This is a genomic window from Stenotrophomonas sp. STEN022 (assembly GCF_056760155.1).
The window spans coordinates 112,505-134,265 of sequence record NZ_JBRREG010000001.1 but is presented as its reverse complement, the minus strand read 5'-3'; the positions used below and the strand labels follow the sequence as shown (position 1 = coordinate 134,265).

General features: G+C 62.0%; 16 protein-coding genes and 1 tRNA gene. 6 read left to right on the top strand and 11 right to left on the bottom strand.

Features of this window, described 5'->3' with window-relative positions; all coding sequences use genetic code 11:
* Window position 1: 1 nt before the first annotated feature.
* The 3 genes from ACVOMF_RS00725 to ACVOMF_RS00715 all read left to right on the top strand — a co-directional run bounded on the left by ACVOMF_RS00725 (window position 2) and on the right by ACVOMF_RS00715 (window position 5,847).
* Complete coding sequence (locus ACVOMF_RS00725; protein WP_481507603.1) at window positions 2-907, top strand: cation diffusion facilitator family transporter; 906 nt, start codon at window positions 2-4, stop codon at window positions 905-907.
* Window positions 904-2,238, top strand: coding sequence for an amino acid permease (locus ACVOMF_RS00720; RefSeq protein ID WP_481507602.1), 1,335 nt, complete (start codon window positions 904-906; stop codon window positions 2,236-2,238). Before ACVOMF_RS00725 ends, ACVOMF_RS00720 begins: the two co-directional genes overlap by 4 nt.
* A 1,302-nt stretch (window positions 2,239-3,540) precedes the next feature.
* A complete protein-coding gene (locus ACVOMF_RS00715; protein ID WP_481507601.1) occupies window positions 3,541-5,847 on the top strand; it encodes a TonB-dependent receptor in 2,307 nt (768 codons plus the stop codon).
* Window positions 5,848-6,252: 405 nt separating this feature from the next.
* On the opposite strand, the gene ACVOMF_RS00710 is transcribed toward ACVOMF_RS00715, so the two are convergent.
* Window positions 6,253-7,134 (bottom strand): M15 family metallopeptidase, encoded by an 882-nt coding sequence (locus ACVOMF_RS00710; protein ID WP_481507600.1) that lies wholly within the window; start codon window positions 7,132-7,134, stop codon window positions 6,253-6,255.
* A 521-nt stretch (window positions 7,135-7,655) separates the two neighbouring features.
* Here ACVOMF_RS00710 and ACVOMF_RS00705 point away from each other — a divergent pair.
* Both ACVOMF_RS00705 and ACVOMF_RS00700 read left to right on the top strand, forming a co-directional pair.
* On the top strand, window positions 7,656-8,687 hold the full coding sequence (locus ACVOMF_RS00705; RefSeq protein WP_481507599.1) for a YadA-like family protein: 1,032 nt from the start codon (window positions 7,656-7,658) through the stop codon (window positions 8,685-8,687).
* A 199-nt stretch (window positions 8,688-8,886) separates the two neighbouring features.
* Entirely contained in the window at window positions 8,887-9,135 is a 249-nt protein-coding gene (locus ACVOMF_RS00700; protein ID WP_481507598.1) for a hypothetical protein, read from the top strand.
* A gap of 63 nt (window positions 9,136-9,198) precedes the next feature.
* Here ACVOMF_RS00700 and ACVOMF_RS00695 read toward each other — a convergent pair whose 3' ends face one another.
* Window positions 9,199-9,771 carry an ankyrin repeat domain-containing protein gene (locus ACVOMF_RS00695; protein ID WP_481507597.1) on the bottom strand — a complete coding sequence of 191 codons (573 nt, stop codon included), beginning with the start codon at window positions 9,769-9,771 and terminating at the stop codon, window positions 9,199-9,201.
* Window positions 9,772-9,905: 134 nt separating this feature from the next.
* Here ACVOMF_RS00695 and ACVOMF_RS00690 point away from each other — a divergent pair, with 134 nt between their 5' ends.
* A complete protein-coding gene (locus ACVOMF_RS00690) occupies window positions 9,906-10,361 on the top strand; it encodes a GIY-YIG nuclease family protein (protein WP_481507596.1) in 456 nt (151 codons plus the stop codon).
* Here ACVOMF_RS00690 and mobF read toward each other — a convergent pair.
* The 9 genes from mobF to ACVOMF_RS00645 form a co-directional block, all read right to left on the bottom strand.
* On the bottom strand, window positions 10,351-13,179 hold the full coding sequence (gene mobF / locus ACVOMF_RS00685; protein WP_481507595.1) for a MobF family relaxase: 2,829 nt from the start codon (window positions 13,177-13,179) through the stop codon (window positions 10,351-10,353). The two genes, ACVOMF_RS00690 and mobF, sit on opposite strands and share 11 nt — an antisense overlap.
* A 61-nt stretch (window positions 13,180-13,240) precedes the next feature.
* Window positions 13,241-15,118 carry a helicase HerA-like domain-containing protein gene (locus ACVOMF_RS00680; RefSeq protein WP_481507594.1) on the bottom strand — a complete coding sequence of 626 codons (1,878 nt, stop codon included), beginning with the start codon at window positions 15,116-15,118 and terminating at the stop codon, window positions 13,241-13,243.
* Window positions 15,096-15,860 (bottom strand): ankyrin repeat domain-containing protein, encoded by a 765-nt coding sequence (locus ACVOMF_RS00675; RefSeq protein ID WP_481507593.1) that lies wholly within the window; start codon window positions 15,858-15,860, stop codon window positions 15,096-15,098. Before ACVOMF_RS00675 ends, ACVOMF_RS00680 begins: the two co-directional genes overlap by 23 nt.
* Before the next feature lie 122 nt (window positions 15,861-15,982).
* A tRNA-Tyr gene (locus ACVOMF_RS00670) sits at window positions 15,983-16,071 on the bottom strand.
* Window positions 16,072-16,243: 172 nt separating this feature from the next.
* Window positions 16,244-16,441, bottom strand: coding sequence for a hypothetical protein (locus tag ACVOMF_RS00665; protein WP_481507592.1), 198 nt, complete (start codon window positions 16,439-16,441; stop codon window positions 16,244-16,246).
* A 150-nt stretch (window positions 16,442-16,591) separates the two neighbouring features.
* Entirely contained in the window at window positions 16,592-17,110 is a 519-nt protein-coding gene (locus ACVOMF_RS00660) for a hypothetical protein (protein ID WP_481507591.1), read from the bottom strand.
* A gap of 87 nt (window positions 17,111-17,197) precedes the next feature.
* Entirely contained in the window at window positions 17,198-20,149 is a 2,952-nt protein-coding gene (locus tag ACVOMF_RS00655; RefSeq protein ID WP_481507590.1) for a TraM recognition domain-containing protein, read from the bottom strand.
* Window positions 20,150-20,164: 15 nt separating this feature from the next.
* Window positions 20,165-20,500 (bottom strand): hypothetical protein, encoded by a 336-nt coding sequence (locus tag ACVOMF_RS00650; protein ID WP_481507589.1) that lies wholly within the window; start codon window positions 20,498-20,500, stop codon window positions 20,165-20,167.
* Window positions 20,501-20,566: 66 nt separating this feature from the next.
* Window positions 20,567-21,760 carry a hypothetical protein gene (locus ACVOMF_RS00645; protein ID WP_481507588.1) on the bottom strand — a complete coding sequence of 398 codons (1,194 nt, stop codon included), beginning with the start codon at window positions 21,758-21,760 and terminating at the stop codon, window positions 20,567-20,569.
* Between the last annotated feature and the right edge of the window lies 1 nt (window position 21,761).

Below are 21,761 nucleotides of genomic sequence, written 5' to 3'. Positions count from 1 at the left end.
AATGACCAGCACACGCCAGGAACAATGTGTATTGCAACTATCCATCGCAGCCACCGTACTGGTCGCTGCGATCGGCTTCTTTGGCGGTATGCTCGCGCGCTCACAGGCGATATTGTTTGACGGCATCTACAGCTTGGTGGATGTAGCGCTGACGCTGGTAGCACTGGCAGTACTGCGCTTGATGGCGCGCGAGCAGAGCCCGCGCTTCCAATACGGCTTCTGGCATCTGGAGCCCATGGTCGAAGCACTGGGCGGAGCAATCCTCAGCCTCGCCTGCATCTACGCGTTGGCCAATGCAGTGATCGGCTTCAGCGACGGCGGCCACGAAACCCGTGTAGGACCCGGCCTGCTGTGGGCCGGTTTGCTGGCCGTGGTTGACCTGGCGATGGCGGTGTGGATAGGCCGTCACGCGCGGCTGCTGCAATCCGGCCTGCTACGCCTGGACGCACGCGCATGGCTGCTGACCGGCTTGATGAGCCTTGCCGTGGTGCTGTCCTTCGTCATCGCACTGGCACTGCGCGGTGGCGCCCACGAGCACTGGATTCCCTACCTCGACCCGTTGGTGCTCGCCTGTATCGCCTTGGCGACGCTACCGGTGCCGCTGCTTGGAGCATGGAAAGCCGCGCGCGAAGTCCTGCAGGTAGCGCCAAGCGAACTGGATCAACTCGTGCAGCAGGTGATGCAGCAGTTCGTCGACAAGCATCACTTTGAAGGCTTCACCAGCCACGTCGCCAAGATCGGCCGCATGCAGTTCGTCGAAATCCATGTCCTGACCAGACCCGATACCCAGCTCGGCAGCATCGGCGATGTCGACCGCCTGCGCGATGAAATCGCATCGCAGCTGGACGCACGCTCGGGACGCTTCTGGTTGACCATCGACTTCACTTCCGACCCGGCCTGGACATGAGCTCACCAACCCCGAAGAAGATGGGCCTGACCATGGCGACCATGCTGGTTGCCGGCAACATGATCGGTACCGGTGTGTTCCTGCTACCGGCCAACCTGGCCACCGTCGGCAGCATCTCCTCGGTAGGCTGGCTGATCGCCACCGCTGGCGCCATCGCGCTGGGCCTGGTGTTCGCCCGCCTGTCACAACTCGATCCGCAGCCCGGCGGCCCTTACGCCTACGCGCGCGATGCCTTCGGCAACTACATCGGCTTCGTCAGCAACTACGCCTATTGGTTCGGCAACTGGATCGGCAACGTCGCCATCGCCTTGGTGGTGACCGGCTACCTGAGCCATCTGTGGCCATGGCTGCAGGATGTCTATCCGCGCCTGGGCTTCACCCTGGCGGTGATCTGGCTGTTGAGCCTGGCCAATGCGCGAGGCGCCCGCTGGATAGGCGCATTGGAAACCGGCACCTTGCTGCTGGCACTGATCCCCATACTGGGTATCGCCATCTTCGGCTGGTGGTGGTTTGACCCTGCCTTGTTCAGCGCCGGCTGGAACGTCAGCGGCATGGAAGACAGCGCCGCCATCTCACGCAGCGCGTCCATCGCGCTATGGGCCTTCATGGGTGTGGAAAGCGCAGCGGTGTCTGCTGACGTCATCGACAATCCCAAGCGCAATATTCCGCTGGCCACCCTGCTCGGGCTGGCGCTGGCGGCCGTGATCTACATCAGCTGCTCGCTGGTGATCATGGGCATGGTACCGATGGCGCAGCTGCGCGACTCCTCCGCACCGTTTGCAGATGTCGCCCAGCTGATGATTGGTCCCTGGGGCGTAGTGGTCATCGCACTGTGCGCGATCTTCAAATCGGCCGGTGCACTGGGCGGCTGGATGCTGCTGGTCGGCCAGTCGGCCAAGGCGGCAGCCGAAGATGGTCTGTTTCCGCGCGTATTCTGCAAGCTCAACAAACACGGCATGCCAGGTGCCGGTTTGATGATCGTTGCGGTGCTGATGAGCACGCTGCTGCTGGCGACATCCTCGCCCACCCTCGCCCGCCAGTTCGACCAGCTGACCAATATTGCCGTGTTGCTGACCATCATTCCCTACCTGTTCTCCGCAGGCGCGCTGATCTGCAGCACGCTGGAACGCGGCGAGCAGGGCTGGATGCGTGCCGCCTGCCTGTTCACCGCTGCCGCAGCGGTTGCCTACTGTTTGTACGCACTGCTTGGTGCCGATGCCGAGCTGCTGGCCTATGCCACAGTGGCGGTACTGTTCAGTGCGGCACTGTATCCCTTCTTCCGCCAGCGGATGCTGGAGAGCGGCAAAGCGCGGGAGTCCACCCGCGCATAGCGCACGCGGTCGATGCCCCCGACGTGTTGACGAAGCATGCTTGGACCGTCAAACCAGAGCACCAGACGTCGCCTATGCCCCGGAACAGCAGGCAACAACGCGGCCATTGCCCCAGAGCGATAGTCCGGCTGCGTCGGGAGTACCGTGATATTCCCTTTGCAGCCATGCAAGCCGGCGCGCTCTGCGTCCCTACGCGACCGTTGCTGACGACGTCCCCTGACAGCACTGACGATCTGTATCCAATGCTGCAGCCGGACCCATACCTCTTCAAGGTGACTCGTCCGCTGACAATCTCAACAACTCGCCCGAAGAAATTGCAATTGCAATTGCGCAAAACACGTCTGTCGCACACCACCTCGTCTCCGGCAACATCCGCATCCAATCGCCACCCTCTGGAATCGAACGCCAGCGCCTACGCAAGCGCCTTCTAACGTACGCAGAACGAGCTGTACCCAGCTTGGTTCAAACAACCGTTCCTTCTTTCATCCATTCAATTGCCTTTCGTTCAAGCAGACTGCGCAAACAGGCTTCGCCTGCGCAGCAAACACCGTTGCAACCTCCATGTGACAAAGCGCAAACCATGCACAGTTGCATCGCTTCCAATGATGAAAATCAATCAGCTATCCCGCTCGATAACACCTGCAACTTCTTGCAGAAATGTTCCGATTTGCGCATCTCGCTGCAAACTATTGACGCCGACATTACCCAATGAACATCGTCGCTCCCGCAAAACGTGACAAGCATTGATCAACGTGCGTGGAGTCGTCCCGGAAATGGAACCCAAGGCAGCATCAAGATCGAAACCCGCAACCATCAGCGGCCCACTGGCTGCTGATTGCGTGTGGAGACCACATTGCAGCACCGAACAGACCGTTCAGCGTTTGGCAGACTGCAGGCCTGGACGTCCTACGACACAGCTTGCCGGATGCAGCCAGCCGTTTCATCTTGCGCACAACGCCAGCAACCGCGTCGCTGCCGCATCCATCTGCACAAGCGAGCGTTCCCGGGTGCGGCGCTTGTGGCGAGCAAAGCAGACCGCAACCAAGGGTGACACCTGCTGCGCCACCACGTAGCAAATTCCTTTTCTACGGTTCGTCGAACTCCTCCGGCAGCCACGACGCTGGACAGGAGTGCTGCGCAACAGCGCCATGCTGCCGCACGTTGAATTTCCGTACTGACTATGTCCCGGCTGGATTTCTCCTCGGTGGCAAACGTTAGCAAGCGCTGCACCAGAACAAACCGTTCAGGGCACAAACCCGCCGGTCCCAACCGGCTCCCAGCCTCACCATCGGAGAGAAATGCATGAGGAAATCCAACACCCAGCAACACCGGAGCTCCGGAAGCGGCCTGCGTTGTACTCACCTGTCATTGGCCCTGCTTTCCGCACTGGCAGCCGCACAACCCGCGCTGGCCGAGGAGCCGGCTGCCGCCTCCGAGCCAACCACCAAGGATCTGGATACGGTGACGGTGCGCTCCACTCACCAGGCCAAGCCGCTGCAACGCACTCCTATTTCGGTCAGCGTTGTCACCGCCGAACAGCTTGACCGCACCAACATGAGCAGCATCTCCGACCTGCAGTATCTGGCACCCGGAGTATCGTTCTCATCTACCGCAAACACCGCCAACAGCGGCGGCTTCCAGGTCCGTGGCATCGGCACACAGGCCTTTAGCGTCGCCTCCGAGCAAACCGTTGGCACCGTGGTCGATGACGTCGTGATTGGCATTCCCCGAGACCCCGGCGTGGCGGGCTTCAGCGACATCGAGCACATCGAGGTTCTGCGCGGCCCGCAGGGTACCTTGTTCGGCAAGAATGCTTCCGCAGGCGTTGTCAACATCAGCACCCGCAACCCGGAAATCGGCACCACGGGCGGCTCGGTTTCGTTGTCGCTGGGTGAGCGCAACGAACATGTCGCACGCCTGACCAGCAACCTGGCCGTATCCGATACGTCCGCGCTACGCCTTTCCGCGTATTACAAGGACCAGGACGGCGCCATTGCCAATGCTTTCCATGATTGGAACATCGGCGACCAAACCGGACGTGGCATTCGCGGAAAGTGGCTATGGAAGCCAACCGAGCAGCTCGACATCCTGGTGGCAGCAGAGCGCCAGACCTTGTTCAACCGCGCCTTGGGGACCATCTATACGCTGGGCGTGGACAAGGACTACAACGCCAGCCTCGCCGGCTTCCAGAACATCGGCGGCGACAGTTTCACCAGCCAAGCCGACTCCGACGGCTTTTCATTCCAGGGGGTAACCGGCTTCTCAACGAAAGCCGACCTGCGACTTGCCAATGATTCGCAGCTGACGTCCATCACCGCTTATCGCGCCTCAACCGTGAACCAGGTTCACGACATGGACCAGACGCCGGCAAACTTCCTCAACAAAAACATAACAACGATCCGTGCACATCAGATCAGCCAGGAGTTCCGCCTGGCCGGCAACGCGCGAGATGAGCGACTGGACTATGTCCTGGGTGCCTACTACGCAAATGTCGACAGCACCTATGAGTACTACGCCTACGGCGGCTTCAACTACAGCCTTGTACCGCCGAGCGTGTATCTATCACTGACTGGACCCAGGCAGCATATCCACGCCGACACAAAGAGCCACGCGCTCTACGCCAATGTCGGCTACAAACTGAGCGATCGCTGGTCGGCCAGCGCGGGGGTGCGTTACACACACGACAAGGTGTTCGCCTCCATGACCCCTGTGCAGATGCCTAGCGCGGAAGGAAAGCCCGTTATCTACCTTGGCAACGTCCTTCCATCGCACGCCGAAATCAGCAAGGAGAACGTATCGGGCAAGGTCGCCCTTCAGTTCCAGCAGAGCGCCACCTTGATGTGGTACGCCAACGTCGCCACCGGCTACAAGGGCCCCACCATCGACCCGGTCTCGGACCGCTCCAACAAGATCCAGCCGGAAAAATCCACCGCCTACGAGCTCGGCGCGAAAACGCAATTTTTCGACCGCAGCCTGACCGTCAACGTCAGCCTGTACAAGGCCGACTACAAGGATTTCCAGGCACAGGTCTACGTCCCGGAAACCTTGGGCTATGCCATGTCAAACGCCGGCGAGATGCGCACCAAGGGAGCAGAACTTGAAATCAGCTGGCGCCCGTTTGCGGACTTCTCGTTGATCGCCACCGGCGCGATCACCGACGCAGAGTTCCGGGACTACTTCACCACCTGCGAGGCCAACCAGGATGCCCCCTGTGGTCTCGTCGACGGAGTGCGACAAGCCGACCTCACGGGATTCACTCCATCGTATGTTTCCAAGTACAGCTATTCCCTCAACGGAAACTACTATCATGCTCTTGGCAATGGCCTGGCCATCAATGCCAATGCCGGCTGGAGCTACAGAAGCAGGTTCTACAATGCTCCCGCCCAGTCCTCCACCACTACCCCCGGGTATGGCCTGGTCAATCTTTCCGTCGGCATCGGTGCCGAGGATGGCCAATGGGAAGTATCGCTGTACGCACGCAATCTGCTGGACAAGCACTACCGCAGCCTCGTCTACTACGGAACCACCATCAATAACGATGGATTGATGCAATTCCTTTCGCCGGACAGCTTCCGCACGGCCGGGGTATCGCTGACCTGGAATTTCTAGGCACCGACGGTCACCACGATGAACGTAGTGCAGGCGCCCTCCTCTCGTTACCGGACGCAAGACGCAACCGGTCAACGCGCCTCCACTACATTGTTGCAGCGGGCTCCGATCTGGCGACTAAACACATGCCAGAAGGAGCATCGCCATCCTATCGGCGCCCCCGACCCGCGCCGCGACCAAGCATTCAGGAAGACTGCGCACGTCCTCAGCGCCAGCAGGCGCTGGCGGCCGCTTCACCGCGACCCGCGTCGCGGTTATCGCCTCCCAAAGCCCCGGCCTCGTCCATCCCCGACACTGCGCCTACAATAGCGGCCCTATGCCGCCGCCCGGCAAATTGAAGTGGACCCCGCGTGACCGAGAAGAAGCCCGAACACACCCCGTTGATGAAGCACCATTGGCGTATGTTCATGTGATGCGCCCATATCCCTTGTTTATAGCGGTTTTTCCACCCTTTCGAAAATTCAGGATCGGCCGTCGCAACACCATTGCAACAGGGGCCCGCCACGGCGACCTGAAATCAGTGCTCACCGGGCACCGTTGAGGCCCCTCGATCACGGGCATGGGCAAGGACCACCACGCGCTCCAGGCGAGCCGCGAAGTGGACACGCTCCACTCCCAGGGGCTGCGGCACACGAACCCATCGCATGCCTCCGCAGGAGTGATGGCCAGAGGGTCCAGTCCAGGCCAAAGGGGCGGCAAGGGCTCGGGCACCACGGCCGCCACCCTCACCTCGTGCCCGGCCTGATAAGAACGAATGGCCAGAAGGCAGGGCGCCCGAAGCTCAACGTGGGGCATGTCCTTGAAGTTGGTCCACGCACCGCCCCAGCGCAAGCCGACCGCCTGGGCCAGTTCCCCGTAGCGCTCGTAGCCTTCGCGCACATGGTCGTTCTTGAGGTTCCAGCTGGGTCGCCCCCGCTTGTAGATGACCATGTCGGCAGCGAAGCCATGGTTGTGGCAGCTCCGGCCGGGCCCAGCCTGGGTCACGCCCTTCTGGCTGGCCAGGAGTTCGGCCTGGCGCTCCTCCGACCGGTAGCCCTCGGCCAGGCGCAGGTCATAGCCCTCCACTTTCATCTTCTGCTGTATCCGCTCCAGCTTGGCCCGAAGGTCGGGGTGGACACCGTCCCACTGAGGAGCGTCCTTGTGGCGGTGGAACAACCGCTTGAACAGCCCCGGCTTCTTGCCGTGGACGTCCGCGATCGAGTCGGCAGGAACGTGGGCCTGCGCAGGAGCAGTGACAACGAGGAACAGGACAGACGCCAGAAGCGTCCTGATGAAGATGGAATACATGAGTAGGCCTCCTTACTCATACGGGACTACTCTTCATGCAAAAGGAAAATCGAAAACTCGCAAGACCCCTTGCCAATCCGAAATCCTTGTATAGAAAAGAAGAGGCAGGCCTCCTCCTTGCCTGCTGCTTCCCGGCCCGGCGCGGTTTCCTGTCGGTCCTGTGGTCGGGTCGGGAAGCTCTTTTAGCCCCCCCCTTGCGCGTTTTCTATTGCGTGTTACTCGTGAGTAGACACCCCTACTCTTGGAGAATAACCACCATGAAACGCCCCCATATTCACGTCGCGCTGCTCGCCTGCCTTTTCTCTAGCACGGCGATGGCGCAGGTCCAGGTTGGAAGCAACGCCAATGCTTCAGCGTCTGAAACCACAGCCGTGGGTAACAACGCCCAAGCGATCACCCACCTCTCGACGGCCATCGGTGCCCGACCACTCGCTGATGGGGGCAATGTCGACTATGTCCCTTGCGTGGGGGACACGGCGGAGGGCAACGAAGCCACTTCACTGGGTTGCAGCGCCACCTCAATGGGAAACATGGACGGTGGCACGGGTCCCAACCGCTACTTCCAGGCCAACGGGAACAACGACGGCTCAGACAACGCGCAAGTGGACGCTGACGGACTGGGCAGCGTTGCCGCAGGTCGATACGCGTCTGCGGAAGGAGGTGGCAGCATCGCCATCGGCGAGAACGCCGTCGCGAACCCCGACACCAACCCTGGGGACAATAACTCTGGTGCCATTGCCGTGGGTCGAAACGCCAACGCGCATGGCCCAGCCACAACTGCGATCGGTGAGGATGCGATTGCAGAGGGAATCTTCTCCACTGCCGTGGGCAAGCAAGCCACCGCTCGCAACGGAAGCCTGGCAGCCGGCGCCGGATCTTCGGCTACCGGACACGTCAGCTCCGCGGTGGGTCATAGCGCCCAAGCTACCGGACGCGCTGCCTCGGCGTTCGGCAACAACGCCCAGGCCCAGCAGGCCAACGCCACGGCGGTGGGTTCGGCCACGGTCGCTCAGCAGAACGGCACGGCCGTGGGTGCGTTCTCCGCCGCCGGCACCAACGGGACAGCCGTGGGCTACGGCGCGCAAGCCCCGCATGCCAACTCGGTGGCGATCGGGGCCAACACCCGCACCACGGGCGCAAACCAGGTGGCCATGGGATACCGCCAGGTCACCCAGGTGGCCGACGGCCGGGTGGCAGCCGGCTCCACGGACGCCGTCAACGGTGGGCAGTTGTGGAACCTGCAGCAATCCCTCGACGACCGCTGGACGGAAATCGATCGCCGCTTCGACCGCACCGACAAGCGCATCAATGGCTTGGGGGCGCAAACCGCTGCCATGGCGCAGATGGCCGCTGCCGGTGGCCCCTACGGCCTGGCCGTTGGCGAGGTCGCCGTGAACGCCGGTGTCGGCTTCTACGGCAACGAAGCCGCCATCGCCGTGGGCTGGTCCAGCCGCGTGTCGGAACGCGTGAACGTAAGCGCCGGCCTGTCCTTCGGCAGCGGTGAGACGAAGCCCATGGGCGGCGTCGGTGTTTCCATCCGGCTCGGCCGATAAAAGGAGGTGATCCGTCTCGGCAGGGGCCCTTCGGGGCCCTTGTTCGTGCCCGCTGAAATTCAATTGAATTGCTTTAATTTACAAGAACTTACAGTTGCAATCCGGGCCCAAATGGCGTATAATCAGCCCCAACAATTTCGGTGTAGGAGCCGGGCTTACAACCCCACCTGCAGTGACTGTCGCAGTCGTAGTAGCGCCGATGTTTGCCATCGCCCTGGAAGCCGTCAGGGGATGGATCAACCCCAACGCAAAGGATATGAACCCATGCATTACTGACAACATAAGGAACGACATCATGGATAGAGAAGAAAATGGATTAGTTGTAACCCGCCTGAAAAGGCACCCACTTTGCATGGCTCTCGGTGTGGCCCTCAAAGTCAGCTACGACACGGCAATTGCTGTTGGAGCAAGTGCGCTCCTCACACTACAACGAGTCAGCGAACGGTGAGCCCCGCTCCCTGCTGACCCACACGAAGAGCCCAGGCTGGTCCCGGGCTTTTCTTTTAAGCGTTTAAAGCCGAGCTCGGGTCGCCGGATCAGGAGGCGGCATCGCCCACACTTGTGCCAAGCGATCCGCCTTCTTGGACGCACGCCAGGCTTGAAGCACTTCCAGCGTTTCCGAATCGTCGGCCAGGTCCAGGGCGCTCTCGCTGTCCTGGTTGAACGCTTCCAGGTCCGCGCCGTGCTCCAGAAGCAGTAGGCACATGGACGGCTGGCCCGACCTTGCCGCGGCCAGCAACGGCGCGTCCCCCGTCATTCCGTCGACGTCGTCCACGTCCGCCCCCGCCTCCAACAGCAATTCGGCCACCGCGATCGAGCGGCCCCAGACGGCGCGCATCAGCGGCGTGTCTCCGCTCTCCCTGCGCTCCAAGGGCAACGTCAGGGCATCCACTTCCGCGCCATTGGCCAGGAGCAATCGGCAGGCATCGAGGTGGCCCCCGAATGCGGCCAGGTGGAGCGCCGTCACCTCCTCAGCCATCGGGGACACCATGCCCTGATCGACCAGCACGTAACGGCCGGGATCCATGCCCGCCTGTAGGAGCCGGCTCAGTTCGTCTGTGTCACCCACGCGGGCTGCTCGCATCCATCGGTTGTCCAAAGCCTGTTCCCTCTCGAGGTCGGTAAGCCACGGTAGATCGGCATGGGGAACGCGCAAGGGGTTGCCAGTCCTCGAATCTGATCTATTCGTGAGTGGGTCGTTTCACTCACGGAGAGGCCATGACCCAACGCCACCACCTCGGACGCAGCGAGAAGTATCACGCACTGCCCCGCACCCTTTACGCCCTGCTGTTCGACGACGGGGGCTGCTACATAGGCCAGAGCTCGAACCCGCAGCAGCGGGAGAAACAGCACCGCTCGCGCCAAGGCGGTTGGCACCGCCCTTTCCAGTTCCATGTGCTGAGCGTGGTGACGGCCACCCGGGCGGAAGCCGAAGCCCATGAACAGGCCTGGCGCGTCAGGGCGTCGAAGGAAGGATGGCGTGTCTACGCCAAGCCACCTGGCATCGTCATCAACCCCCACCGTCGGGCAACGCCTCACGTGCGATGGTTGGCACATCAGTGCCGGTGGACACTGGGCACACCGATGAGGCGTGCTGTGAAACGTGTGCTGTGGTGGCCGTGGATCACGGTGGGGGCCAGCCTCTTGCTGCTGGCCCGCTGCGTCACCGGGTGAGCACGGGGCCGCGTTGCTTCTGCACCGGCACCTGGGGTTTCGGCTTCAATCCCGCCAGCAGCTCTTCCACGTCCTGGACCAGGTTGCGCACGGGAGCGGCCTGGGTCTCGGACAGTCCGACGCTCAGTGCCATCTCCTTATGGCGTTCGGTGCCCAGGCGTTCGGCCATGCGCTCCATGACGTCGTCCGTCGTATACATGCGGTAGCTGCCCTTGGTCAGGCGCGTGAACGCCACCAGGGCCGATTGCTGGTCGAGCATGCCCATGTTGGTGGCCAGGTGGTAGATCTCCGCCTTGCCTTGCCCTTGGGACTTGTGGACGGTCATGGCATACCGGTGGGCCAGCGCGTTGTGCTCGCTCGTGTTGAACCGCACGAGGCGCCCGTTCTCCTTCGGGTTCGAAGCTTCGATGCGCACCACCAGATCGTAGCCTCCCGCCTTGTCCTTGCGGATGCTCTCCACCGTGCCTTCCGTGCCGTTGATGACGCCCAGATCGTTGTTCGTCGCCGTGAACATCACTCGGTCTCGCCGGGACAGCGTCAGGTCTTCCCATTGCCCCTTCACGATCGACCGGAAGGTGACTTCCTCCTTGTCCAGCACCCCCTGCTCCTGCAGCCCTTTTCGGATGGCCATGTTGAGCGTGGTGACCTCGCCCCGGGTGTGGGCCAGGACCAACTTCTCGTCCATCGGGGTGGGGTCTTTCAGGTAGTCGTCTACCAACGCCTTGATGGCCTGTTTGTCCGTGCCGAAGTCGTCGATGCAATTTCGCTCCTTGAGATTGCGAAGGATCTGCGCACCCATATCGAGGGTGCCTTGGCGGCTCCGGTGCCCTCGGCGCATGTCCTTGACCCTCCCGTGGTGGTCCCGTTCGTAGAAGCTGTTCGCGGTGACAAGGTCACCGGCGTTCTTCTGCCGACGGATCTCGGTCAACTTCGTGTCGCCCAGGGCCATCTTTGCCAGCTCGAAGCCGTTGCCGGCCGCAATGGGCTGGAGCTGATCTGTGTCTCCCTGGACCAACAGCTTGCAGCCAATGCGCTGACAATAGGTCATCAGCTTTAAGGTATCGCCGGTGGCGATCATCCCAGCCTCGTCGAGCACGACCACGTCCTTCTTCGTCAGGGCCACCTTGCCCTGCCGCACCTGGGAGAAGAACTTCGCCACGGACATGCAAGGCATGCCGGACTCTTCCTCCAGCTTCTTGGCGGCCTTGCCACCGACTGCCAGCCCCATCAGCTGCTTTCCTTCCGCTTCGAAGCACTGCTTGTAGACTTCAGCCACGGTGGTCTTGCCCGTGCCGGCCAACCCCGACATGACGCCGACACCTGCGGTTCCATAGGTCAGGTGACCGATGGCGGCCTTCTGCTCCTCGGTGAGGGTGAACCCCTTTCGCTTCTCATACGCGGCGATCTCCCGGTCAACCGTAGAGCGGAACAGCTTCAGGTCCGTCTCGTTCTCCCGCTCCTTCGAGCGGCGGATGATCTCGGCTTCCCATTCGACCATCCAGGTGGCGGCGAATCGGTCCTCGCGGTGCTTGCGCGCCAACCGATTTCCCCGATCGTCTTCGTGGAGGTGTTCGGCTTTCACGCGCACCAGGTCGTCCTGTTCGGTGAACTCCTTCACCATCTTGAGCACCTGTTCGGCGTTCTTCTGCCCGGCGAATTCCATACCCAGCTCCCGAACCAGGTCATGCTCGCAGAACATCGCCTCGTTCTCGTGCATGCGCTTCAAGACCTCATCGAATGTATGTGGGTCCAGGTGTTGCCCTTTGGTCTGCTTGAGGGACTGGGTGGTGGGGACCAGATCCGGTCTTTCCTTGGCGATGTTGGCGAAAGTCTGCTGCCAGTCCTTGACCACCTGCTCGAACGGCGGTTCTTCCTTCTTCTTGCGGGTGGCCTTACAGGCCTCGTCGTGGCTGGCCGAAGGGTGTTCCTTGACGTAGTCCAGGATTTCCTGGCGACGGGTCTTCGCCTGGAGCACCAGTTCCCGGTCGATGCCCGCGATGGTAGTGAGAATCTGGCCCGTCTCGCGCCCCATCACGTCCACCTCGCGCTCCCGCTGGATCCCGTAGCCCAGCGCCTTCATCGCGCTGTAGAGCTCGGCCTTGTAGAGGTGATCAGCGGCGTGGCGGTGACGGTAGATTTCGATGGCGTCGAAGGTGCCCCATTTGCCGTCCTCGCCCTTCGAGATCCCGTAGACCAGGTGATGGGTGTGAAGGTCACTTTGCACGTTCCTGTTGCTTACGTGGTCGGCGGCGGTCCACACCAGGCCCTGCGTTCCGATGACTTCTTTTCCTCCCTTCTCCCGGCGGGTTTCCACCTTGCTCTCGATGTAGCCCATGGCCACGGCGCAGGCCTGGCGGTGGGCCTCCAGGATGGCCAGCTTCTCGCGCTCGTCCGCCAGCGCAAAGGCCACGCTCACATCCCCGGGGGCGGAAATGGTCAGATCGAACCCCACCCGATGGCCGCCCTCCCACTTCTCCATCGGCTTGCCATCCTCGTCCAGGCGCACGTTGTCCCAGCGATCTGTCTTGATGACCAGTCGGGGTTCCTCGCCCGCGTTTTGGCACAACGGCCTTCCGGTGGGTGAAAAGCCCTTGCCGAGCTTTTCCATCACCTCGCGGGTGACCGGCTGACCTTTAAGGCCCAGTTCGGCCGCAAGGCTCCCGCCCCAATTGAGGGTCTGGCGGGGATCGGGCCCGCCTCCGGCGTAGTAGGCCACGGCGCCGTCGATGGACAGGCGCTCGGTGGCCAACATGTAGTCGAACATGTTGCCGTTGCGCTTGTTGTGGCCGCGGGCGTCGATTCGCGTGCAGTTGATCATGGGGAGCTCCGAAACCTTGACTGATCCAAGGTCCCAGAAATCGGAGAGTTGGCAAGGCCGCTCACCGCTTGAACAGCGCGTCGATCTCTTCGGGGGTCATGGCCAGCACACGCTGGACGTCTTCGACGCCGCTCTGGGTGATAGGGAAGGCAAACGCACCACCCGGCAACGTAACCGACGGCGTCGCCTCACCTTCCACCGGTCCAGCGGGCTTGGTGGTCCACTTTGCGGACTCCTGCCCTTCGCGCACCTGCGGGTAGGTCTTCCCTGGCCATGCGAGAAGGAGCACATCGCCCCCCATCTGGACGATCGCCTCAATGCCCCACTTCTCAGGTCCGTAGCGCTTGCCCTTGCGGAAGCCCAGTCGGTCGGTCAGCTCCCCACTGGAGATCAGCGCCCTGCTCTCTTCATGGACCTGCGCCTTGTCCTCGTGCGAACGCCAAGCTACCTTGTGCTTGCCCAACTGGCCTGCGAGCTTCTCGCGGGTAGCGCCCATCTGGACTTGGCAGACCACGTGGGTGCCCACCAGGGATGAGAACGCCTGCGCCGTCTTTTCGCCGTAGACCAGTTCGATCTGGGCATGGTCCTGGACCGCCATGACGGCCACCACGCCCTTGCTGCGCCCCAGTGCCAGCAACGGGTCGATGTTCAGCCGTCCTGCACTGGTGAGCTCGTCGAACACGAAGTAGAGCCCTCGCCCGCTTTCGTTGTCCGGCAGCGCAGGCCCGATGAGATCCGGAACCGCCACGTTGATCATGGCAGCGATGTAGGCCTTGGTCAGCGTAGGATCGGGCCCCGATTGAACGATGATCTGCTTGCGGCCGATGTAGTCGTCTCGAATCCATTCGGTCATTGAGAAGCGGCGTTTGCCAACCTTGGGCCAGGCGGTGGCCAGATCATCGATGAGGCGGGTGAAGCCACCGAGGGTGGACAACACGCTGGCGGTGGTCTGGCTCTCGGCGTTGGCGACCAAGGCAGCGCCGCGGGGGTAGTGGTGGCGCATTCCCTCACACATGACCGCCGCGGGTCGCCGCAGCAGCTGGGCCAGCTCAGGGAAGCCCCAGGCGACCGGCTGAGTGTTCTGCAGCTCACGCACGCACCCGATAAAGAGATCCTGGGCGGCCATGGTCCAGAACTTCGAGCTGCCCTCTCCTTCAGGAATGAGAGAAGCCGCGAAGGCGGCAGCCTGTGTGGGGGTGCGCACGTCAGCGGCCACGTCCCACACGTAGGACCGTGAGTCGAACGGTGACACGATGATGGGCCGTTTGAAGATCGAGGTGAAATCCCCTTTGATGTCGTAGAGGAACAGCTTCGCGCCCTTCATCCGCGTCAGCTGCTCCAGGATGTGCTTGAGGATGACGCTCTTGCCCGAGCCCACCGAACCCGTGAGGAGCACGTGACGTGCCCACTGCTTCTTCGACAACACCAGGTCGGGATGCAACGACAAGGCGAACGGGTCGCCTACTACCTCCTTCGGCGTCAGCGAGCGGCGACGCGCTTCCACGATGGCCTCCTGGCCTTCCAGCAATTGCGGACCCGCCAGGTGCCATGTGTTGCTCACCGGCTTGGCTTCCTTCAGGAACACACGCACTGCCAGGTAGACCGCCAGCGCAAGGGACACTCCGATCCGCGTCCAGGTGGCCCAAGGGTGGTGGTAGGAGACCAATTCGATGAACTGACGGGCTTCCGCACGCAGGGAGATGCCGGCGGTCAGGAAGTGGTAGCCGGTCACCAGGCCCCCCTTCAGGGCATCGGTGAAGCGAATGAGCTGGCCATCCGGGTTGGGGATGAACCAGGCGACGCCCATGGCGCTTACGTAGACCACCCCGAACGTGAATCCGCCGCCGAGCAAGGCGCGGTGCCAGTAGCGCACCGGTTGTGAAGGGGCGACGTTGCCGGGAACCTCGCCCAGGGCGTCATAGGGCTTGGGCTTGCTCATAGCTGCGCTCACGCTGGTGCATACGCGTGGGGGTGCGCCCCCGCCAGCCGGGCTGCTCGGCGTCGGCACCGTTGCGCATCAGTTGATCGCAGGCGCGGGCGTGCTTGTGGAGGGCGGCGAGGTGGAGCGGCGCCCAGCCCTGCCCGTTCAAAGCCGAAATGTCGGCTCCGGCATCCACCAAGGGCTTTATCAGGTGGGCATGCCCGAAGCGGGACGCATGGTGGAGCGCCGTGTTGCCGCTGGCATCGGCCATGCGCACCTCGGCCCCCATCTCGATGCAGGCCAGTAAGGCCGCTTCGTGCCCTGCACGCGAAGCCCCGGTGAGCCAGGCTTGCCATGGAGCGTTGTCTCTGAGGCGTTGGGCGTCGGCCTGTTGTGCACTGGCCTCTTCAGCAGCCATGGCCAGGTCATGGAACAACCCCGTGTGCTGGGCAGGGGTAAGGCGGGCCACGTGATCGGCGATGGCACTGAACGCCATGGGTTCGTTCTTGTCACCCAGCCGCCGCTCGAAGGCCCTAACCATGTCTCGGGTCGAGGCGTTTTCGGGAACGTCGAAGGTCAAGCGGTGAAGCCCCCAACGGAGGTCCACTTGGGTAGCCCAGTCGTTGTCGCCTTTCCTCACCTGCCAGGAGAGGTCGCCTCGTCGCCCCTCGACGGGGGCCAGGCTCAAGGCATGTGCGCGGGCCAGGACGACGGAAGCGTGCTGCTGCTCGGCGCCAAACGCATGCAGCAAGGCGTCCACCAGGACCTCCGTTCGGTGGAGGCCCAGGGGGCGCAATTGGTGTTGGAGAGATTCACGGGGGTCCATCCCCATGGTTGTAAAGACGAATCTGCGTCCGTCAAGCAAAAGGCCATCACCAGCGTTGGTGGGTCAGGTAGGACTTGAACCTACAGGGGACGCAATGCCAACAGTTTTACAGACTGCCCCGGCTGCATTACCGGACTACTGACCCTTGTGAAGCTTTACCGTTCGGAACGATGCTCATCCCGGGATGGGTGCCAAGATCATCCAGACCATCACTGTGATGACCCAGAGGGGGTGAAGCCAGAACATGAACTCGTCGCCATCGAACCGGCGGATGCTCTTTCGGACGTAAATGTGACAACGACGGAACACACTGCCAGTTAGTCGAAGGAGCATTTAGAAACGTAGATGATGCCGACGGCAAAGACGAACCCGCCAATCACGGCTTTCAGCAAGTGTGGGATTGCAGCAGGGAACCACATGAATGCGGCGATGAACATCGCCACCAAGAGGAATCCGGCAACTACAACAGGAACGAGGTTCTCGAAAGCGAAATCTTTGAGGGCTTCAATCAACATGTCGGTCTCCTGGGTTGGTAGTTTATGAGTAGGTCGGTCTACTCTTGTTACACCTTCAGGAAACCACACCAGAACTGGGTGTCAAGTCGCAAAAAAGCCCGATTCTGTGAAGAACCGGGCAGTTTTTGACTTTAGTCGTTTGACCAAGGATTACTGGCTGAAGACGTTCCGCTGGCGCTGCTTCTCGTGCTTATCCCAGTCGAAGTTCTTCTCATAGTCCTTCATGAACTCAGCTTCCTTCTGAGCCGTGCGGGCATACTCGGCGTAGCCCAAGCGCCCCGGCCCGTTCTCCATCCGCTGCTCACGGGTCAGCATGGGAGGGCGCTGTTCTTCCCCCTGACGCTGCTGGCGCCACTGCTGGACGGTCTGAAAGGCCACCTGTTCGTGCTGGTTGTCGGGTTGGCTTTCGGCCCTGGCCTTGTCGGTCTCCTGAATCTTCTTCTGCAAGGCCTCGATCTGCTCCGGGCTGGCCTTCTCGGCCCAATCCAGCAACCGCTGCCGGCGCTCCTCAATGGCCTGCTGGTCCTTGCCCACGGACTGATCGTAGGCCGCCCTGGCTTCTTCTTTCTGGACGGGGGGGCGATCGCCCAACAGCTTCTTGTTGCGCTGTGCCCGCAGGGTGCGCAGGTCGGTCAGGGTTTCCATGGGTTGGGTAAGGGTGTCGCTCATGTGGGGTTCTCCGGTGGGGATGGGATACATCGAGAGTTGATCAAATCGGCGGATTGGCAAGGGGGCGAACCCCCTTGCCGCTCTCCGTCAGTCCAGATCCGGAACCAGCTCGGCCAGGTCGATGCGCTTGTGACCGGCGCGGTTCAAGGCAACGATGGCGTGGCCGCGGGGCTCCAGCAGGGCCTGATACTCCTCAGGCCCGAAGAGAGGCTGGACTTCCCGCTTCCCACCAGTGGGCATGTCGATGTCACGGGCCAGCTCGTCCTGACCAATGACGTCCTCCGCGCCGATCCTCCAGCGGCGACCCGTGGCCGGATCCACACGCAAGGCGGTCAGGCGGCCCGCACCTTCCAGGCGCATCTTGTCGAAGACGGCCGCATGGGGGTGGTTCGGATCGTTGAGGACCGAGTGACGGTAGTTTTCCAGGCCACCCTTGTAGTCGATGCCGCGCGTCTTTTGCTTGAAGGTCGTCAGCATGGCTTGGCCGAACCGCTTGATCAGATACTCCACGGTGTTGAAAGAGCACCTCAGCGCGCCAACCGATTGCATGAGGTTCGCTAGAAGCTCAGCTTTCGTGCGACTGCCAAATGCATCCTCCAGACTCTCGAACCCTTGGGTTGCCAACACGGGCATCAGGCCCAACGAGCGTGAAATGGAGAACATGTCCGTGTCGTCGGCCGTAAGCAACAGGTGGGCCTCATCCATCATCAGCATGACCTCCACCTGGCCTGGCAATGCTTGCCGCCACTTGTCACCGTGCGCACCGCGGGCCTTGATGCCATTCATCACCCGCTGCTTGAGCAGACGCATCATCATCTCGCCCGCGTCGCCGTATTGGGTAGGCGGCAGGAACAGGCCCACCATCTCGCCATAAAGTGCCTTGGACACGTCCACCTCACCCTTCTCGATCGAGTGCCAGGGGATGTCGTTGGCGTCGCGCAGCTTCTCACCCCGCAACAGCTTCTCCAGCAGACCACGGGAGTTCAGCGTGAACGACTGCCGTTGTTCGGCGTTCATGGCCGGAACTTCCAGCAGCGCCCACTCCAGGGAGCTCTGAAGCTGCGACATGGGACGTTTCAGATCCGGGTGGATCGTTTGCGGCTCGTTCTGCTGGCGCTTCCGGTAAGCGTTCAGATACGCGGCATGCGTCGCACGCCCTTCTTCATCCAGGCTGTTGTCCGGCTCTTCCAGTCCCAGATACTTGATCACTTCCATGATCTTCGGGTTGGGCTTGGGGATCGTCCCGGTGGGAATCACTCGCTCGACGTTGGACAGAAGCTTGGCGTGGTGCAAGGGGGTGTAGGCCCAGCCTCGATCAGAATCCACCACGCAGGAGTAGAGACCCATTTCCTGGACCACATCCGCCAACCGTTCTTCCACTTCGGTGGTGTTCTGGCCAAGTTTGCGGAGCTTGCGCTCTTCGAGTTTCAGGAGCAGCTGGGATTCTTCCAACCCATCGAGCTTGGCCATGCACCAAGCACGGTAGTTTTTCTCGTGCTCGACCAAGGCCTTCAAGATGATTCCGGTGTGGTAGATGAACGCATCGCCACCGTCGGACCACAACTTGGACTTTTCATCCACGACGCCACCGGACGCACCACGCAACGCCTTCACGATCTGATCCGGCTCCAATCCCTCATAAGGACCGACGGCCAGACCCGGCTTCACCACGATGTCGAACAAATCCTCCAGGTCGGAGATGATGGCCCCGTCCTTTCCATCAGCGATCAGTGCACCACCCGCCATTCCCTTCTTGCCAGCCTTCCGTGCAATGGCCTCTACCGCCCGCCGATAGCGGCGCGCAATCGGGCGCAGGATGCTGTATGACTTGCCCGTTCCGGGCATGCCAAAGACGATCAGGCCTTGAGTCAGGTCACGCAAGGACAGCCTCATGATCGTCCCCTTGTCAGGAGAATAGCCGTAACCCTTGTCGGTGAGATGGCCGGTGGCGCGGCCGATCGTGATCAGCGGCGTCGTGTCATTCAGCGCGTTCTGAGCCTGCTGCTCACGCGCCTTCACGTGCGAGTTGACCAAGGCCCCTTGGGTGCCCAAGTTGTTGTCGTTGTTCTGCAGGCAGAGGCGAGCACCGGTCTGGACGAAGTTGCCCTCGGTGAACTGCATGGCATACATGCAGGCCAGCACGAAAGGCACAGCATCACCCAGGCCCCAGGGCAGAACCTTGGCAACCAGGAGCGCGCCCAGAATGATGCCCACCCACTTCATCGCCTGGATGAACCGGGCGGCGGTGCCGCCGATGACGCCGCGGTGGGGATGGGAGGCGGCAGCCACCAGGCAGACCACGAAGATCACACCCACCAGGCCAAAGGCGATGACCGCGGCCTTGGTGAAGAAGGCCATGTAAGCCTGGAGCCCAGCCGAACCCGCTGCCGCACCTCCGACTCCTAGAGCGCTGAACTTTGACATGCCCGCCATGCCCATCGGAATCCACTGGAGGAGCACCAAGGCCTTCAAGGCTTCCTTCATGCTCTCGCCCTGCTTCAGGGCGATAAAGTAGGGAATGGTCGTCAGCAGGAAGGCCCAGCCCGCCCAGCCGATCCACGAGACCAGGAACAAAGTCAGCGCTCCAATCGCAGGGAACGCGAGATACATCAGGGGAGTGGCAATGCTGTCATTGCCCTGCCCCATGTCGTTGCCCTGAAGGAAGCCTTCGGCCCGGCGGCCGTTCTTGGTGATGGTGATGCGGGACTGGCTGTCGCGCAGGTCCTCCGGGACCTTCGGCCACCACTCCTGAAAGTCGTCCTCGCTCATCCCTTCCGGCACAAGGAACGCGTTCTTCTCCTCGTTCCACACTGCGCCGCACTCTGCAGCCAGTTGGGTGTCCTCTGAAGGAACGTCCAGGACGCGGCTGCGCACCCGGTCGCTCAGATCGAAGCGCCCCACCAGGTTTTCGAACTGTGCGTTCGATTGAACGATGATGGTTTCGCGGATGGTTGAGGCCTCGCCTTCCCTACGGCGGAATTTGCGCCCCAGGCCGCTCGTCCAGTCGATGACGCTCAGAATGTTGATGTTCAAAGCCATGGCGTTGTTCCTCCCTTAGTTGCCAAGCCAGTGCGACAGGACGGCGAGCACCGCGCACAACGGCGCGATCGCCAGGAAGCCCGCCTGGGCCACCCAGCGCTCAGCCACCTGCTCCACCTGGCTCGCGTAGAGCCGATCCTTCGTCCAGGCTTCATAAGCCGCGTCGTTGTCCACCGGCGGCACGCGATCGGCGCGCAGGTAGTAGAACGAACGCCTCACGGCTTCCGTCAGGTGCCCCATGCCCAGCGACTCGGGGCTTCCGATGAGCAGTCGCCCGTGAAGGTTCATCCACTTCGAGCCGAAGTGAAGCTTTCCGGGTTCCCGGTATTGCGTGAACAGCCACTGGAACATGTTTCCCCCTTGATTGATGAGTAGGTCACTTCTTTCTAGATCGAATCCGCGAGTTGGCAAGGGGGATCACTTGATGCCGGACTTCTCCGCCCAAGCGTCGAGGTCGTCGCTCGCCTTCTGCTGCCAATCGTTCTTCCGCTCGGCAGATGGTGCGGGGGCTTTCTTCGGCAACGGGGGTGACGCACGTTTCGGCGAAGGCTTGGGTTGGGCCTCTTTCGGCGCTGACGCCGTCACCGCGGGAGCGGCGACAGGCTCGGGTTTCGCGATCGTGGGCACTGGCCTGGCCTGCTCTGGAAGCACTGCTGGCGCGGGCGCGACCACGGGAGCCTCCACCACCTCGGACACCTGTTCGGGAACAACCGGAGTGGCAATCGGTGCCACGGGAGCTGACGCGCTCGGCGGCGGCTGCTCATTCTTCTCTTGCAGGAAGTGGAGCGCCCCAGCGACCAATGACACCGCCACCACGCCACCCAAGACCCAGGGCCAACGGGTGCGGAGCCTAGATTGCAGGGACACCTGCGGCCCCTCTGGAGCCGTGGCGTCCGGTGAGTGACTAGGCTCCTCAACAGCACCGAGAGCCAACTCGCTCTGCCCGATCGAAACGTCATTGGTCACCTGAGGTTCTTCGACAGCATCTGCTGGCAGATCCGAAAGAGCGCCCACCTCCGGTGCCAAGTCAGGCGCCTCCACGACCGGCTGTTGTTCAATCGGTGCTGCCACAAGAGTCGCTTCGCCCACCTCAACCGCAACTGCTTCGCCGGCAATTGCAGCTGGCTCATGGACGGGTAACGCTTCGACCACGTCCTCGGCTGCCATTTCGGCGGAGGGTGCTTTGCCCTCCCATACCTCCCCATCAACAAGCACAAGGTCCTGAGCCATGCCGTCAGCCACGAGATAACCCGGCCCCTCGCTGTTCAAGAACTTTGTCGCCACCTCGACTTCGGCCTGTTGGACCGTCGGCGTGCTCGACCAATCTTCTTTCGTAGCTTCAACTCGTTCTTCCGCGGCCTTGGCTAGCCTGGCGTCCACGGTCGCCTTGACGTCCCTTGCCTTCTCCGCGGCTACAGCCGCCCCCTTCTGGGTCAGCTCGGCGGCGCGCTTGCCGATGACCCCGGCCCAGTGACCGGCGGCTTTCAGGGTTTCCTTGGTGTTGTCGGACACCAGCTTTTCCTCCACCGATGGAGCAGTGGTCTGGGCCGCGTTGGCACGCTTCAACAGTTCATCGCGCTTCCGCTTGCGGATCAGTTCTTCGGGGGTCATG